Consider the following 14,893-nt stretch of genomic DNA (forward strand, 5'->3'; position numbering starts at 1 on the left):
ACGAAAACGGCGCGGCCCCTGGGGAGCCGCGCCGCGATCAACTATTGCTCAGCTTGCCATCAGCGCTTCAGCAGCGGGGCCAGCTTCTGGGCGATCATCATATCGCCGGCGATTTTCAGCTTGCCCTGCATGAAGGCCATCATCGGGTCCAGCTTGCCTTCCGACAGGGCCATGAAGTCGTCCCACTTCATCGAGACGGTGGCGTCGGCGGGCTTGTCTTCGTTCGTCACCGTGTTCGGCACCGAGGCGCCGTCGATGTAGATCTTGCCTTCGTCGCCGAGGTCGAGCTTCACGGTCTTGCCCAGACCGGAGTTGTCGCCGACGGCGCCGCGGATGTGTTCGGTGACTTGAGCGAGATCAGGCATTGGGCGTCTCCCATAGGACGGTTGAGCCTCTGCCCTAGCGCGCGGCGGGCGAGGCGCCAAGATCACGTCGGGTAAAGCTGTCGTCACTTGTCGTCGGACGATCGAGAATAAAGGCTGGCCAGACTCAGGGCGGCCATGAAGAAGACGAAGGCCGCGACGATGGCGGCGACGAAGGGCACGGCGTCTTGGGGCATAGGAATTCTCCTCTGCCGCCGATCTTGCGCCGACTTCAGCCACCCGCCTTGATCGGGATCAAATCACCTGAGTCACCCTTGGGCCTCGGGATCGCCGTCCCGGAACCGCCATTTCATCGCCAGGACGGCAGAGGCCATCACCAGGGCGCAGGCGTTGGCGACGGTCACCGGCCAGGCCTCGGTCATTACGCCATAAACCACCCACAGGGCGAAACAGGTCACGGTCAGGGAATAGGTCTTCAGACTGACCGACGAGGCGTCGCGTTCCTTCCAGATCTTGATCGCCTGGGGCGCGAAACTTGTGACCGAACAGACGGCTGCGGCCGAGCCGACGATGTTGGCGATCAGGTCGCTCACAAGCAGGACCTTCGCGGCCCTGATCCGAAGATTTCACGCATGCCGCACTCCCGCGCGACCGCTCCGGTTTCAGGGCCGGGATGCAGACGGCGGTCGCCGCGCCTGCGTCGCCTGTTCGAAGGCGTAACCGAGGGAAAGGATGCGCGCGTCATCCCATTTTCCACCAATAAAGCTGAGGCCTACGGGCATGCCCTGATCGAAGCCCATAGGGACGGTCAGGTGCGGATAACCGGCGACGGCGGCCAGACGGCTGGCCGATCCCTGCATGTCGTCGTCGTCCTCGGGATCATTGGTCCAGGCGCGCGAGGTGGTGGGGGCGACCAGAGCGGCCAGGTCGTGATCGCTCATTAGCCGGTCGATCCCCTCGGCCCCCGCCAGCTTCAGAGAGGTGGCGCGGGCCTCCACATAGTCGGGATCGTCCAGTCCTCCCATAGCCTGCGCCTCTTCGAAGATGTCCTGGCCGAACAGCACCGTCTCGCGCGGTTCGGCGGCGTTGAAGGCGATGACGTCGGCCAGGGTGCGGGTGCGGACCTGGGCCGGGTCGGTCGAGGCCAGATAGGCGTTCAGATCGTGCTTCAGCTCGTAAAGCAGCACCTTGAACTCGGCCTCGCCCAGGGCCCGACCGTCCGGACCTTCAGGCAGATCGACCAGCACGGCGCCGGCGTCACGCAGAGCCTGGAGGTTCTGTTCGAACACCGCTTGGGTCTCGGGCGAATAGTTCTTCAGAAACCGCATCACCCCGATGCGAGCGCCCCGCAGCGAGCCGGCGTCCAGGGCAGCGACATAGTCGGTCTTGCGGGCGTCAGCCTCGACCGTGGCGGGATCGATCGGGTCGGAGCCGGCGATGACCGTCAGCACCCGCGCGGCGTCACGAACCGTCGCCGTCATCGGCCCCGCCGTGTCCTGGGAATGGCTGATCGGCACGATGTGGGTGCGCGACACCAGGCCGACACTCGGCTTGAATCCGACGATTCCGTTCACCGAAGCGGGACAGGTGATCGACCCGTCAGTCTCGGTGCCGATGGCCGCGGGCGCCAGCCCCAGGGCCACCGCCGCGCCGCTTCCGGACGAGGAACCGCACGGAGTGCGGGCGGGATCATAGGGGTTGAGGGTCTGGCCGCCGACCGCGCTCCACCCGCTGATCGAGTCCGATGATCGGATATTGGCCCATTCCGACAAATTGGTCTTGCCCACGATCACGGCCCCGCCGGCGCGCAGCCGGGCGACCAGGGGGGCGTCGCGGCCGGGTGTATTGGCGATCAGGGCCAGAGACCCGGCGGTCGTCGGCATGTCCGCCGTCTCGATATTGTCCTTCAGCAGGATCGGCATGCCGGACACGGCGGAGACGCGGCCGCTGGTCGGCGAAACGTCGGTCCAGCGCAGCACCGCATGGGCGCTGTCGTTCAGGCGACCGGCCTCGACCACCGCCGAGGCGATCGGATAGCCGCTTGTTTCTCCGCCCGCCCCGGCCGCGCATCCCGTCAGGGACAGGGCGGCCGCGGCGGCGAGGATCAGTCGGTGGACGCCGACCGGGTTCCGATCGTGCGATCGAGGAAGTCGAGATAGGTGCGCCATTGCTGAAGTTGCCTCGGTTCGCCGCGGACGCCGTGCCGCTGGCCGGGATAGAGCATCATCTCGAACGGCGTGCTCTTGGCTTGGAGGGCGTCGATCACGCGGGTGGCGTTGCCGAAGATGACATTGTCGTCGGCCATGCCGTGCAGAAGCAGCAGACGGCCCGTCAGATCGTCAAGGCGCGGCAGGACGTCGGTGGCGGCATAGCCTTCCGGATTGTCCTGGGGCGTCGACATATAGCGTTCGGTGTAGTGGGTGTCGTAGAGGCTCCACTCCGTCGGCGCCGCCCCGGCCAGGGCCGAGGCCAGACCAGCGTCCGGATCGGTCAGGGTCAGCAGGCTGAGGAAGCCGCCGAAGCTCCAGCCCATGACCGCGATATGGTCAGGATCGACATACGGAAGGGTCTTCAACCATTTGGCGGCCTGGGCCTGATCCTCGACCGCAGGAAGGCCCAGGCGACGATAGATGCTGGTCTCGAAGGCCTGCGACCGGTCGCCTTCGCCCCGATTGTCGACGCGGAAGACGATATAGCCGGCCTCGGTCAGCAACTGGTTGGTCAGGGGTTGCCAGCTCTTCTGCACCCCCGCGCCCGTGCCAGGACCGCCATAGACCTGCATCACCACCGGATACTTCTTGGATGGATCGAAGTCCGGCGGGGTGGTCATGCGCCAGACCAGGGTCTGGTCATGGCTTTGCATCGTGCCGAACTGGGGCGTGCGCAGGCGCGGGACATAGGGGGCGAAGGGGTGGTCGGCGTCGAGCCGGTTTTCCTCGATCCAGCGCACCCGCGCGCCGTCGATCCGGTACAGGGCCGACTGGGGCGGGGTCGCGGGATCGGAATAGTTGCCGACATAGGCCGTCGCCGGGCCGTTCACTGACACGTTCCACCAGCCGCCGGCGGGCGTCACCGCCACCGGATCGACCGTGCGGTTCAGGCTGGCGCGGAACATTTGTTGTTCGATCGGCAGTTCCTCGCCGTCACGCATCGAGGCGGTGAAATAGACCTCCCCAGTCTGTTCGTTGACTCCGTCCAGATGTTTGACCGGATAGTCGCCGCGCGTGATGGCCCTCAGACGCCGGCCGTTGCGGTCGTACAGATACAGATGCCGCCAACCCGAGTCCTCGTTCGACCAGATGAAGCGGCCGTCCGACAGGACGCGGAAATCATTGTTCAAATCGACCCAGGCCTCGGCTTTCTGGCTCAGGATCACGCGCGAGGCGCCGGTGGTCGGATCGACGCTGAGCAAGTCCAGTGTCTTCTGGTCGCGCGACTGGCGCTGGACGTACAGGGTCTTGCCGTCCTCGGCCCAGTTCACCCGCGCCAGATAGATGTCGGTGTCGGCGCCCATATCCACCTTGACCCGACGTCCCGCCTCGCGGTCCTGAACATACAGTTCCACGACGGCGTTGGGGCGACCGGCGCGGGGATAGCGTTGCTCGACCATGGTCGCGCCGTCCCCGGTGATCTCGAAACGAGGAACGACGTCGACGGGGCTTTCGTCCACGCGGGTCAGGGCGATGTAGCGTTCATCGGGGCTCCACCAGTAGCCGGTGTCGCGGTCCATCTCCTCCTGGGCGATGAACTCGGCCGTGGCCCAGGTGATCAGACCGGCGCCGTCGTCGGTGATGGGCGTCTCCCGGCCCGTGGCCAGGTCATAGACAACCAGGTTCTGGTCGCGGACGTATGAGACATAACTGCCCTTGGGCGAGACCTTGGCGTCGATCTCGTCGGCGGGGGTCTCGGTCAGGCGACGCACCTTGCCGTCGACGCGATTGGCCAGGAAGATATCGCCCTCCAGCGGGGCCAGGATGTAGCGCCCCTGCTGGTCCCAGGAATATTCGACCACGCCGCGGGCGCTGATCCGCATCCGCTCGCGCCGGGCCTTCTCGGCCTCCGACAGTTCGCCGGCGTCGGGCACGAGGGCGCGGGCGTCGATCAGCTTGTAGGGCTCGCCCTCGCCGGTGGGGGCGGCCCACAGGTCCTGGACATCCACATTGTCTTCGCGCGAACGCAGGAAGGCGACCAGCTGGCCGTCCGGCGACAGGCTGACCCCCTTGGCCACCGGGCCGTTCAGGCTGGGGCTGGAGAAGACGCGCTCGGGCGTCAGGATGTTGGAGGGCGTTTCCTGGGCCCAAGCTTGGCTTAGGGAGGCCGAACCGGCCGACAGGAGGATGGTCGAAGCGAGAAGAACTGTGCGCATGGTCGGCGACGCTAGCGGCGCTTCTGCAAGCCGTCACGAGGAAATGTGGCCGCTCGACAAACGGCTTTTTCTTCCCTGCGAAGGGTTCTCAGCTTAGAGAGGGCCACGATGACCGACGCCGCCCTCTCCCCCGCCGCCGCCAAGGCTCCTGGCAAGCCCAGCCCGTTCAACGAACTGGAGGTTCTGTGGGTCCGCCACTGGACCGACAGCCTGTTCAGCTTCGGCGTCCGGCGACCCGAGGACTTCCGCTTCCGCTCGGGCGAGTTCGTGATGATCGGCCTGCCGGGTCAAGACGGGGGCAAACCCGTGCTGCGCGCCTATTCCATCGCCAGCCCCTGCTGGGCCGAGGAACTGGAGTTCTTCTCCATCAAGGTCGCCGACGGCCCGCTGACCTCGCGCCTGCAGAAGATCCAGCCCGGGGACACGGTGCTGATGGGCAAGAAGCCGACCGGGACCCTGGTGCTGGACGCCCTCACCGGCGGCGAGCGGCTGTTCCTGATCGGCACCGGCACGGGCCTGGCGCCCTGGCTCAGCGTGGCGCGCGACCCAGAGACCTATTCCCGCTTCGGCCATGTCTATGTGATCCATACGGTGCGCGGCGTCGCCGACCTGGCCTATCGCGACTTCTTCAGCCGCGAGATCCACGAGGATCCGCTGATCGGCGACGAAGCGAAGGCTCAGCTGACCTATTATCCGACGGTCACGCGCGAAGACTTTGAAAATCCAGGCCGGATCACCGACCGGATCAAGTCGGGCGACTTCTTCCGCGACCTGGGACTGCCCGAGGGGTTCGATCCGGCGCGCGACCGGGCCATGCTGTGCGGCTCCATGGCCATGATCAAGGAAGTCGGCGAACTGCTGGAAACCTATGGGCTGAAGGAAGGCTCGAACGCCGAACCGGCCGACTATGTGCTGGAACGCGCCTTCGTCGGTTGACGACTTGGCTTGGGCCGCCTGACGGGCTAACCCGGCACCCATGTCGAAGCCTGCCCTTGTCGCCGTCGATCCCCGGGTCGATCCCGCCGAATGCCAGTCCATGGCCGAGGTCCGCCAGGGCGTCGACGCCCTGGACCGCGCCCTGGTCGCCCTGATGGCTGAACGCCAGCGCTATATGGACGCCGCCGCGCGCATTAAGCCTGATCGCGACGCCGTGTTCGACCAGGCCCGGATCGATGATGTCGTGGCCAAGGTCCTCACCGCCGCCGAGGCGCATCACCTGTCGCCCGATATCGCCGAACCGGTCTGGCGCCTGCTGATCGACCGATGCATCGCCCACGAGTTCGCCGCCTACGACCGGACTCGGCGCTAGCCTCTCAAGCCTCTGAGCATCAGTTCGTGGCGATAGGCGGCGACGTCGGCCAAGGCCGCGTCCAGAGCCGTGCGGACACGCTCCAAAGCCGGCGCCGTCAGCGCCTGATCCATGGTCTCCGCCTCGGCGCAGATCGCCGCCAGTTCGCCGGCGCCTATGCCCGCCGCCGCGCCCCGGATCGTGTGGACCCCGTCGCGCCAGCCGTCGGTCCTGGGGTCCAGTAATGCGGCCCAGAGGCCGGCCTGTTCGACGAACAGGCCCAGCACCTCTTCCGATATGCCCGTATCGCCGCCGGTCATCCCCTCCAGCACGCTGAAGTCAACGGCGCCGCTGAGGTCGCGGCGGGCCATCAGGCGGCCTCTTCTTCGCCCTTGGCCAGGCGAGAGTGTTTGGACGACCACAGCAGATAGATGGCCACGCCGATCAGATTCCAGATCAGGAAACCGACCTGGGTCACGCCCTTGAGGCTGAAGAAGAAGACGATGCAGCCGATGATGCTGATCGCGCCGACGACGGGCCACAACGGCGCCTTGAACACCCGCTTGCGGCCGGGTTCGCGGATCCGCAGCACGATCAGACACAGGCCCACCGAACAGAAGGCCGCCAGAGTGCCGGCGTTGGCGAGCGACGCCAGTTCGTCCAGCGGCAGCAGGCCGGCCAGGATCGCGACCACCACCGCGGTGAAGACCGTAACCACCGCCGGCACGCCGCGCGACGACACCTTGGCCAGACGGCGCGGCAACAGGCCGTCGCGGGCCATGCCCAGGAAGATGCGGCTCTGGCCGAACAGAAAGGCCAGCAGCACGGTCGGCAGGGCGATCACCGCAGCAGCAGCGATCCACTGGGCCGCCGTCACCTGCCCCATCTGGCGCAGGATCAGGGCCAGGGGCTCGGGGCTGTCCGCGAAATCGGCGACCGGCCGGGCGCCGATCGCGGCGGCGGCGACGACCAGATAGAGGGCCGTGCAGATCAGCATCGAACCGACGATGCCGATGGCCAGGTCGCGCTCAGGCTTCTTGGTCTCTTCCGCCGCCGTCGAGATCGCGTCGAAGCCGTAGAAGGCGAAAAAGATGATAGCCGCCGCCGCCATGACCCCCGTCTGGACAAAGGGCGCGCCGAAGCCGTTGGGCATGAAAGGCGTGAAATGCTCGGGTTTGAAAGCCGGCAGAGCGATGGCGACGAAGACGACCAGAGCGGCGATCTTGATCACGACAAGCACGGCGTTCAGCGTGGCGCTCTCCCGGGTGCCCAGCAGCAGCAGGCCGGTGACCACGCCGATGATGGCCACGGCCGGCAGATTGACGACGCCCCCCGCATGCGGCCCAGCGACCAGGGCCACCGGCAGATCGACGCCCAGGCCGCTCAGGAAACCGACGGCGTAGCCGGACCAACCCACCGCCACGGCGCTGACAACCAGCGAGTATTCAAGGATCAGGCTCCAGCCCACGACCCAGGCGATCCCTTCGCCCAGCACGGCATACGAATAGGTATAGGCGCTGCCCGCCGCCGGCATCATCGTCGACAGTTCGGCATAGGCCAGGGCGGCGCAGGCGCAGACCAGACCCGCTAGGCCGAAACTGATCAGAACCGCAGGCCCCGCAAGACCCGCCCCGACGCCGATCAGCGTCAGTATGCCCGTGCCGACGATGGCGCCCACGCCCAGCGCCAGCAGGTGCGGCCAGCTCAATGTCGGCTTCAACCGCGGCCCGTCGTGCGGCGCCAGCATGGCGTCGATCGAACGACGCCGTTTCCAAAAGGCCATGAAGCTTGCTCCCCCGCCGCTTTGCGCGGCTGATTCCGTCCGGACCATAGACCGTCAAAGAAAGTTTGCGAAAGCGCTTGCCAACCCCCGAACGGGTGGGTAGTAGGAGCGCCCTTCGGCAGGGCGGTCGCCCGCGCCGGAATGAAGACGATCGGTCGGGTGATTAGCTCAGTCGGTAGAGCAGCTGACTCTTAATCAGCGGGTCCACAGTTCGAACCTGTGATCACCCACCATCGTCCCTTTGATTTCTTTGAAGATTTAGAAAAACCCCTCGGGGCCACCGTTTCTCTGAATCAGAAAAACGGTGAGAAAAACGGTGGGGATCGCAGCCAGCTTTCTGCCGCTTCGTCACTACGGTTGCCAGTGTCGGGCATAAGCAGAATCTATCGTCCGTTTGGGACATGTCCCGGGGACGTACGACCGTGCCATTGCGGGTATCCGCTCATTCGGGGCCGCCGGAGAATCGTCTGCTTTTCGAGCGGAAAGGACAGGAGCGATGACCGACGAGAGTTTCCCGCCGAGGCGTTTCCTGCGGACACCGGAAGCAGGCCGATATCTGGGGCTGTCCGGCCGCACGCTGGAGAAGCACCGGAGCTGCGGCACCGGACCGGTCTATCGAAAACTCGGCGGGCGGGTTGTCTACGCGATCAGCGACCTGTCCGAGTGGGCGGACACCGACGTCAGAACACCCACGCCGATCTGACCTCACGGGTCGGTTCCCAGGTTCCCCGAAGCTGCACGTTGCGGCTGATCGTGCGGCTCCATACATGCTCCGGTTCGGAAAACAGGGCTGGGCCATGAACGAGAAGACGACGAGCGCGCCGGCGGGCCTGGCCGGATACGACTATCAGGTCGACATCTCCATCTACCTCGCGCTTGATCTCATGCTGGTCCAGAAGCGGCTCGACGAAATCACGCTCGAGCCGGCCAACCATGAAGACCTCGCCGCCGATCTGAAGGACGAAACCCAGGTCTCGGCCGCAACCAGCCTCTCCATCGGGGGATACCCCCTCGTCGTCCAGGCCAAGCTGCGCAACGGGGAGCCTTGGTCCGATACCGATATCGAAACGCTTCTCACGAAGGGCAAGGCGCGGAAGTCCCCCAACACGCTCCTGACGGAGAACACGGCCCTCCGATATCTGCTGATCACCAGTGCTGCCACAAAGGGGGTCGCGCGTGATCTGCGGACCGGTGCGGTCGCGGCGAACTGGCCGGCCAAGCTGCCGAAGGGCATTGGATCAAGGCTGCCAGGCCTGGACGGACGGGTTGCGGTGCTCGACGGCCTCGATGAGACGAAACTCGATGGCCAGATCCGCGATGTTCTGCTGACGACCTGCAAGGTCCCGCTGCCCAACATCGTCGACTGCATCAAGGAACTGCGGACCGTCGCCCTTGAACACATGCGGAACGGACCCAGCGTCTGGACCCGAAACGCCGTGGAAAAGACCATCACCGCCTTCGGGGGCTATCTGGCGACGGCCCCAGAGGTCGGACTGTTCGTCAAGCCGACGAACTGGGGCGACTTGCAGAACCAGCTGGCGACCCGCCACGGCGTCATCATCAGCGGCAGCTCGGGCACCGGGAAAACGATGGCCGCTGAAGTTCTGCTCGATGAACTTCGCAGCCGACCGGACGGTGCGTTCAAGGTGATCCGCGTGACGGCCGGACCCGAACAGGTCTGGAACTCGAAAGAGACGGGCCGGGTCGTCTTCATGATCGAGGATCCGTGGGGCAAGTACCGCTATCATCCTGAGCAAGGCGTGTGGAACCGCGACCTCGATCGCATGCTGAACGGGGCGCACGCCGACCGTCAGTTCATCGTCACCACCCGATCCGATGTCTTTAAGGAGAGTGGCGAGCGGCTGGCCGCCCATTGGTTCGTCTCACTGGAGACCCGGCATTATGGCCAACGCGAGCGCTTCCGTTTGTTCGACAACCAGGTCAGGCTGCTGCCCGAGGTCTTGAAGGCCCCGGTCGACGCGCATCGCGACGTGGTCCTGAAGCGGCTCGTGAGTCCGTACGAGATCCAGAAATTCTTTGACGGGCTCGCAGGCGAAATGTCGCCTGACGCGAACCTGCCGACCTTCATTCACCGCTGCATAGACCTTGCCCACTACGACGCGATCGAGAACACGATCGTCGACCAGGTCGAAGCGCGGGACGACGCATTTCCGGCGATCGCCGTGTGGGGCCTGCTGAAAGCGCTACCGCGTCTGTCCTGGGAGGTGGTCCCTCGACTCGCCGAAGCCATCGGCGAAAAGGACCAAGAGCTCGAGGACAAGATCGTTCCGCTGATCCGCTTCATGGCCGCGGGGCGAAACCTGCGTCAGCCGAACGACGTGCTCAGCTACTACCACCCGCGCGTCGAGGCCGGGCTGGAGCGCATCCTTAAGGGCCACAGCGGACGTGCGGCACGCCTTCTGGGAAGCATGGTTGATGTGCTTGTCGCCATCGATGGTGACAGCGACGCGGACTGGGGCCGCGAGGCGGCCGCACGCCTCGTCCAGGGCGCCAGGAACGATCGCGTCAAGGTGACCGTGAGCCCCGACTCCCAGGCCACGCTCGACGCGTTCGTCCGGCGTCGTCTTATCACCCCGTCCGACACGCTTGAGGCCGATCTCAAGCTGGCGGCCGATGTCGGTTCGCCTGACGACACGATCACGCTTTTCGCGGGCTGGGTCGGCGCTCGCGGCGACACCTTCGGTACGCTGCAAAACTGGTTGGAAACGCCGATCAGCCCGACCGACGCGGCGCGCACGGCCGCCGATCCGGATGTGGCGATCGTCGCGGCGCGCTTCGTCCGGGAGACGCTCGCGCGCACAAACGACCACTTCCCCGATGATTTCGCGGCCCGCATCGCGGTAATGGCCGGAGCCCAGACCGATGCATTCCGCGACGCAGCCTTGCGCATGGTCGGCTTTGGGTACGACTTCAACGCTCGTGCGGTCGGGACGGGGGCGCTGGTCGACTTCGCCGGGTTCGAGCCGGTGGTGGACGCCGCGATCGCGGTGAACATCAGCCTGCGCGATGACGACGACACGGTTTGGCTGGAAATCCTCAACGGCGAGCACAGCGAGGGTTATGCCGAACATCTCGCCGACATGCATCATGACGACGGCGACACGGCGGACAGCTTCATCCAGCTCTATGTCGCGGGTTTGCGCCTGCGGTCCGGCTGGAGCGCCATCGTCGCCCGTACCCAATCGCCGGAGTTGCTCTGGGGCTGGATCCAGGTCCTGGGCGCCGACGGCGTCGTGCCGCAACCGGGCGAAATGGTGGGGATCGCCGACGCCGCGCGCGGGCATCGCCACGACGCGCGTTTCTGGGATCTGGCGCGCAAGAAGTGGTCGGCCGACCTGGGGTCCCGCCTTGAAGACTACCTGAAGACGCCCGGGCTGGCCGAGGACACGCGCCACGCCGTCCTGAAGACCATGATCGTGCATCAACCGTCGAACGGCCGGGCGTGGCTCCAGGCCATGGCCGCGGCCGGCGACCTTCAGGGAGTCCTGCGGGCGATGACGGATCTGCGCGCACTGGCGAACGGCTACGACCTGAAATCGGAGGTGGCCGTGTTCGCGGCGGACGCCCCGGGCCATGTCGAGCCCTACGGAGCGTTGGCGCAGGCGGTCCTCGATGAAGCGTCCTACGCGCTGTCGCTGGCGGAAGTCGCTCAGCTGGAAGCGCTCGACGCCGCCGCAAGTCCCGATCTGCAGCTGGCGCGGGCGCGTCTCCTTGCGGCGGCCGGGCGTCCGGTCCGGACCTATGTCGAAAGCCTGCTCGCGACCGCCGGTGATGAAAGTGAGGATATTCAGCGCGCCAGGGCCGCGATTGCGATCGCAATCGCGCAGGGTCTGACGGACATTGTCGAGGGCGGGCTGAAACACCGGTTCGCCGCCGTGCGCCGCGACGCGCTGCGAACGATCGCCGACGGTCTCGCCGCACCCCTGCCCGCCCACATCCTGGCGCTGGCGCATGACAAGGGGAGCGGGGTGCGTGAGGCGCTTGTCGAGATCCTCAAGACCAAGCCTGACGCCAGCCACCAACCGACGCTCATCGGTCTGACCTCGGACACCTGGGCCCGTGCGGAAATCTACTACGGCGACGAGGCGAGCTACCCCATCGCGACCGGGGCGGCGGAGCTGCTCCGCGACCAGGCTCCGCTTTTCGCCGATGCCATCGACACCCTGATGGCGCGGGCTGCTGCCACCAGCGACCCCGATCTGCGCAACGCACTCCTGCTGGCCGTGGCCAAGCAGGGCGACATCGCGGGACGCGACCGACTGGCGGACCTGGCGCTTGAGGTCGGACGTCCCGGCCTGCACGCGGCCGCCGCCGAGGCCCTCTTCCTCGCCGGCGACCGGTCGGCTGTCCGCGCCTCCCGGTTCGAGCCGCATCTCCGCGCCGGGCGAGCGGCGCCGGTCGTCATCTCCATGGCGCTGGCGGTCGGTGCGACAGGGGAAAAGGCCGCCACCCTGACGCTCGCCCGCACCCTGCGCATGGATCCGGATCGATCCGCCCTTGTGGTCCCGCTGCTGTTTGGCGCGATCTGGGGTGAGGAGGGACTGTACGATGCGATCGCTGCGCTCCTGCCTCAGGATATCCGAGACGGTCTCACGGGCGCCTTCAGCGACCAGGGCCTCGCCCCGCGAACGCTCATGGACGCATTGGGCGACTTCAGAATTCGCGAGGCGGTGATGAAACGCCTGCGCCAATTCTTCGAGCCCAAGCCGAAGGATATCCCCCCGCCGCGCCAACCTGCCTAGCGGACGACGCCGTGGGGCGCGCCGCACGTTTCGGTACGAGGACGCCGCGGACGCAAGCGGCCCTGGGCGCGGGCGTTCAGGCCAGGGCGAAATCCACGGCCGCCATCGCGTGGATATCCGTGCTGTCGAAGGCCGGGACCGGACATCCGTCGACGTTCAGGATCATGCCGATCTCGGTGCAACCGAAGATCAGACTGTCGGCGCCGTCCGCCTTCGCCCGTTCCACAAGACCCAGGAGCGCCTGACGTGAGCTGTCCCGAACCACGCCGAGGCAGAGTTCGTTGAAGATAATGTCATGGGTCAGCCCCCGCCCATCGGCGTCGGGGGTCATGACCTCGATGCCGTGCGTCTCCATGCGGGCGGGATAGAAGCCATTCTCCATCGTGTAGCGCGTCGCCAGCAGAAGCGGCTTTCGGCAACCCGCCGCCTTCAGGCGGTCCGCAGTCACATCGACGATATGAAGGAAGGGGACAGTCACCGCCGCCTCCACGGCAGGGGCGACCAGATGCATCGTGACTGCGCACATCATGACGCAATCCACTCCGGCGCGCTCGAGGCCTTGGGCGGCGTTGGCGAGATAGCGCCCCGCGTCATCCCAACGGTCGGACTTCTGCATGTCGACGATGGTCTGGAAATCGACCGAATGAAGGATGAGGTCCGCAGAATGCAGCCCCCCGAGCCGCGCCTTCACCCCCTCGTTGATCTTGCGATAGTACAGCGCCGAGCCCTCGAAGCTCATGCCGCCGATCAAGCCGATTCTACGCATGGTCCTGCACCGTTATTCCGGCCCCGAAAGGCCGCTGCACCCGTCGTGACAGCCCTGCCGCCGCGCTCTGGCGAGTGCGACCGCGGCGGGCAGCCGATCCCTCAGGTTTAGTTCGTCGGTTTGTGTCTGTCTTCACGGCGCGTGAACGGCGGCATGCGGCTGGCGATTGCGCCCCGGTCGAAGACAAGGTGTTTGATGACCGCACCCACATGCAGGATCAGAAGCGCGTAGGTGACCTTCACGAGAAGGACGTGCGTGTCTTCAAAGGCTGCGTGCCCCGCGCGAGGCAGTCCCGGGATAAACGGGAAGCTGAGACCGCCGACGAGCGGAGTGGTCGCGCTCTGGAGTGCGCCGGATCCCGTCGAGATATAGGCCCAGCCGGTGAGGGATAGTCCGATCAGGACGATGTAGAAGGCAGCGTGGTTCAGCCGCGCCAGCCAGCGCTCCCAGGTCGGCGTCTGCGCCGGCCAGGCCGGGGGCGGGTTGACCAGACGCCAGACGAGCCGGCCGACGGTCAGCAACAGGATCGCGAAACCGAGGGTCTTGTGCCAGTTGAACCACTCGGTACGCAGGGCGCCCCGTTCCATGTCCCCGAACGTCCAGCCGACGTAGATCTGCACGAGCAAGAGGATGGCGACGCCCCAATGGAAGATGGCGGCGATCCTCGAGTAACGGTCCGTGTCCCTGCTGCGGCTCATGACATCACCTCTCCTCAATGGTCCCGGTCCGTCGGGGTCAACTTCAGCTGATTCCGTCCCGGCGACGCGCCCGGGGCTGCCCCCTGCGACAAAAGATACTCCGAGGGAGTAATCCGAAATCAGGCGCCGCCAGACGCTGGCGCGTGCCGAAATATACTCTATGGGAGTATCTGTCACTGCCGATTTCGCCAGTGCCCAGAAGGAGACCTATCCGATGAGACTCGCCCCTTCGGCGCTCGCCGCTGCCTGCATCGTCCTGTTCGCGGCGCCGGCGCTCGCCCAGACCGCGCCTGCCGCTCAGCCGGCCCACCCGGCCCATCCGGCCCATCCGACGAGCTCGGGTTCTGCTCCCACCGCCCACGCGCCCCTGCCGGCCGGGCATCCTCCGGTCAGCGCGCACGGCTCCGCCGGCGCCGCCCTGCCCGCCGGCCACCCGCCGGTCACTCCGCATGGAAGCGCGAACGCGCCTGCGAGCCACGGCGCCGGGGCTCACGGCCAGGCCGGCCACGGCGCGGCCCATCCGACCGCACCGCTCCCGGAAGGCCATCCGCCCGTTTCCGACGCGCCGGCCGCCCATCCGCAAGGGACGATGCCGTCGCGGACCACCCCGCAGTAGGCCGTCCGTCCCGCTCTTGAAAATATACTGGTAGGGAGTATATGAGCCGCGGTCGAGTTTGTGCGCCCTCCCCTGCACGACGGCTCGACCGCGGACCACTCCAGTGAAGACACCCTGTATCGACATCTGCGTTTTCGATTCCACGACCGGCTGGTGTGTCGGATGCGGCCGAACCCGCCCGGAAGTCGCGCAATGGCGCAAGCTCACCCCGTTTCGCCGCAAGGCGGTTGAACGCGAGCTTCCACGCCGGATGGCCGCGCTGGGTGCGAAATCCGCGACGGCGGACTAAT

The 14,893-nt window shown here is 66.4% G+C and carries 14 protein-coding genes and 1 tRNA gene; 7 read left to right on the forward strand and 8 right to left on the reverse strand.

Features of this window, described 5'->3' with window-relative positions:
- Nucleotides 1–59 precede the first annotated feature (59 nt).
- The 4 genes from H2037_RS04835 to H2037_RS04850 form a co-directional block, all read right to left on the reverse strand.
- Nucleotides 60–365 carry an SCP2 sterol-binding domain-containing protein gene (locus H2037_RS04835; protein WP_135195860.1) on the reverse strand — a complete coding sequence of 102 codons (306 nt, stop codon included), beginning with the start codon at nucleotides 363–365 and terminating at the stop codon, nucleotides 60–62.
- 266 nt (nucleotides 366–631) lie between these two features.
- On the reverse strand, nucleotides 632–916 hold the full coding sequence (locus H2037_RS04840) for a SemiSWEET transporter (RefSeq protein WP_292118456.1): 285 nt from the start codon (nucleotides 914–916) through the stop codon (nucleotides 632–634).
- A 69-nt stretch (nucleotides 917–985) separates the two neighbouring features.
- Nucleotides 986–2,491 (reverse strand): amidase, encoded by a 1,506-nt coding sequence (locus tag H2037_RS04845; protein WP_292118459.1) that lies wholly within the window; start codon nucleotides 2,489–2,491, stop codon nucleotides 986–988.
- Nucleotides 2,428–4,689: a S9 family peptidase gene (locus tag H2037_RS04850; RefSeq protein ID WP_292118461.1), complete on the reverse strand. Its 2,262-nt coding sequence runs from the start codon at nucleotides 4,687–4,689 to the stop codon at nucleotides 2,428–2,430. Before H2037_RS04850 ends, H2037_RS04845 begins: the two co-directional genes overlap by 64 nt.
- 108 nt (nucleotides 4,690–4,797) lie before the next feature.
- Here H2037_RS04850 and H2037_RS04855 point away from each other — a divergent pair, with 108 nt between their 5' ends.
- Both H2037_RS04855 and H2037_RS04860 read left to right on the forward strand, forming a co-directional pair.
- The gene (locus tag H2037_RS04855) at nucleotides 4,798–5,625 is read left to right on the forward strand and encodes a ferredoxin--NADP reductase (protein WP_292118464.1); all 828 of its coding nucleotides are present in this window, start codon (nucleotides 4,798–4,800) and stop codon (nucleotides 5,623–5,625) included.
- Nucleotides 5,626–5,665: 40 nt separating this feature from the next.
- Nucleotides 5,666–5,998 carry a chorismate mutase gene (locus tag H2037_RS04860; protein ID WP_292118466.1) on the forward strand — a complete coding sequence of 111 codons (333 nt, stop codon included), beginning with the start codon at nucleotides 5,666–5,668 and terminating at the stop codon, nucleotides 5,996–5,998.
- Here the strand turns inward: H2037_RS04860 and H2037_RS04865 are convergent.
- The gene (locus tag H2037_RS04865) at nucleotides 5,995–6,348 is read right to left on the reverse strand and encodes an Hpt domain-containing protein (RefSeq protein ID WP_292118469.1); all 354 of its coding nucleotides are present in this window, start codon (nucleotides 6,346–6,348) and stop codon (nucleotides 5,995–5,997) included. The two genes, H2037_RS04860 and H2037_RS04865, sit on opposite strands and share 4 nt — an antisense overlap.
- On the reverse strand, nucleotides 6,348–7,760 hold the full coding sequence (locus H2037_RS04870; RefSeq protein WP_292118472.1) for an amino acid permease: 1,413 nt from the start codon (nucleotides 7,758–7,760) through the stop codon (nucleotides 6,348–6,350). The genes H2037_RS04865 and H2037_RS04870 overlap by 1 nt, the downstream gene beginning before the upstream one ends.
- A 157-nt stretch (nucleotides 7,761–7,917) precedes the next feature.
- Between H2037_RS04870 and H2037_RS04875 the strand changes: the two genes are divergently transcribed.
- The 3 genes from H2037_RS04875 to H2037_RS04885 all read left to right on the forward strand — a co-directional run bounded on the left by H2037_RS04875 (nucleotide 7,918) and on the right by H2037_RS04885 (nucleotide 12,523).
- Nucleotides 7,918–7,993, forward strand: a tRNA-Lys gene (locus H2037_RS04875).
- A 263-nt stretch (nucleotides 7,994–8,256) separates the two neighbouring features.
- The gene (locus H2037_RS04880) at nucleotides 8,257–8,463 is read left to right on the forward strand and encodes a helix-turn-helix domain-containing protein (protein ID WP_292118474.1); all 207 of its coding nucleotides are present in this window, start codon (nucleotides 8,257–8,259) and stop codon (nucleotides 8,461–8,463) included.
- 94 nt (nucleotides 8,464–8,557) lie between these two features.
- The gene (locus H2037_RS04885) at nucleotides 8,558–12,523 is read left to right on the forward strand and encodes a hypothetical protein (protein WP_292118476.1); all 3,966 of its coding nucleotides are present in this window, start codon (nucleotides 8,558–8,560) and stop codon (nucleotides 12,521–12,523) included.
- A 76-nt stretch (nucleotides 12,524–12,599) separates the two neighbouring features.
- Here H2037_RS04885 and H2037_RS04890 read toward each other — a convergent pair whose 3' ends face one another.
- Nucleotides 12,600–13,289 (reverse strand): aspartate/glutamate racemase family protein, encoded by a 690-nt coding sequence (locus tag H2037_RS04890; RefSeq protein ID WP_292118478.1) that lies wholly within the window; start codon nucleotides 13,287–13,289, stop codon nucleotides 12,600–12,602.
- A gap of 107 nt (nucleotides 13,290–13,396) precedes the next feature.
- The gene (locus H2037_RS04895) at nucleotides 13,397–13,987 is read right to left on the reverse strand and encodes a cytochrome b (protein WP_292118480.1); all 591 of its coding nucleotides are present in this window, start codon (nucleotides 13,985–13,987) and stop codon (nucleotides 13,397–13,399) included.
- Nucleotides 13,988–14,201: 214 nt separating this feature from the next.
- Here H2037_RS04895 and H2037_RS04900 point away from each other — a divergent pair, with 214 nt between their 5' ends.
- Complete coding sequence (locus H2037_RS04900; protein ID WP_292118482.1) at nucleotides 14,202–14,603, forward strand: hypothetical protein; 402 nt, start codon at nucleotides 14,202–14,204, stop codon at nucleotides 14,601–14,603.
- 103 nt (nucleotides 14,604–14,706) lie between these two features.
- Nucleotides 14,707–14,892: a DUF1289 domain-containing protein gene (locus tag H2037_RS04905; RefSeq protein WP_292118485.1), complete on the forward strand. Its 186-nt coding sequence runs from the start codon at nucleotides 14,707–14,709 to the stop codon at nucleotides 14,890–14,892.
- The last annotated feature ends 1 nt before the right edge of the window (nucleotide 14,893 follow it).

It is taken from the genome of Brevundimonas sp. (assembly GCF_013912065.1).
Taxonomy (GTDB): Bacteria; Pseudomonadota; Alphaproteobacteria; order Caulobacterales; family Caulobacteraceae; genus Brevundimonas.

Coding starts and splice junctions, on each gene's coding strand:
- H2037_RS04860 (WP_292118466.1), top strand. CDS start 5,666: ATGTCGAAGCCTGCCCTTGTCGCCGTCGATCCCCGGGTCGATCCCGCC.
- H2037_RS04835 (WP_135195860.1), bottom strand. CDS start 365: ATGCCTGATCTCGCTCAAGTCACCGAACACATCCGCGGCGCCGTCGGC.
- H2037_RS04870 (WP_292118472.1), bottom strand. CDS start 7,760: ATGGCCTTTTGGAAACGGCGTCGTTCGATCGACGCCATGCTGGCGCCG.
- H2037_RS04845 (WP_292118459.1), bottom strand. CDS start 2,491: ATGGCGCACCTATCTCGACTTCCTCGATCGCACGATCGGAACCCGGTC.
- H2037_RS04880 (WP_292118474.1), top strand. CDS start 8,257: ATGACCGACGAGAGTTTCCCGCCGAGGCGTTTCCTGCGGACACCGGAA.
- H2037_RS04855 (WP_292118464.1), top strand. CDS start 4,798: ATGACCGACGCCGCCCTCTCCCCCGCCGCCGCCAAGGCTCCTGGCAAG.
- H2037_RS04895 (WP_292118480.1), bottom strand. CDS start 13,987: ATGAGCCGCAGCAGGGACACGGACCGTTACTCGAGGATCGCCGCCATC.
- H2037_RS04900 (WP_292118482.1), top strand. CDS start 14,202: ATGAGACTCGCCCCTTCGGCGCTCGCCGCTGCCTGCATCGTCCTGTTC.
- H2037_RS04885 (WP_292118476.1), top strand. CDS start 8,558: ATGAACGAGAAGACGACGAGCGCGCCGGCGGGCCTGGCCGGATACGAC.
- H2037_RS04865 (WP_292118469.1), bottom strand. CDS start 6,348: ATGGCCCGCCGCGACCTCAGCGGCGCCGTTGACTTCAGCGTGCTGGAG.
- H2037_RS04850 (WP_292118461.1), bottom strand. CDS start 4,689: ATGCGCACAGTTCTTCTCGCTTCGACCATCCTCCTGTCGGCCGGTTCG.
- H2037_RS04890 (WP_292118478.1), bottom strand. CDS start 13,289: ATGCGTAGAATCGGCTTGATCGGCGGCATGAGCTTCGAGGGCTCGGCG.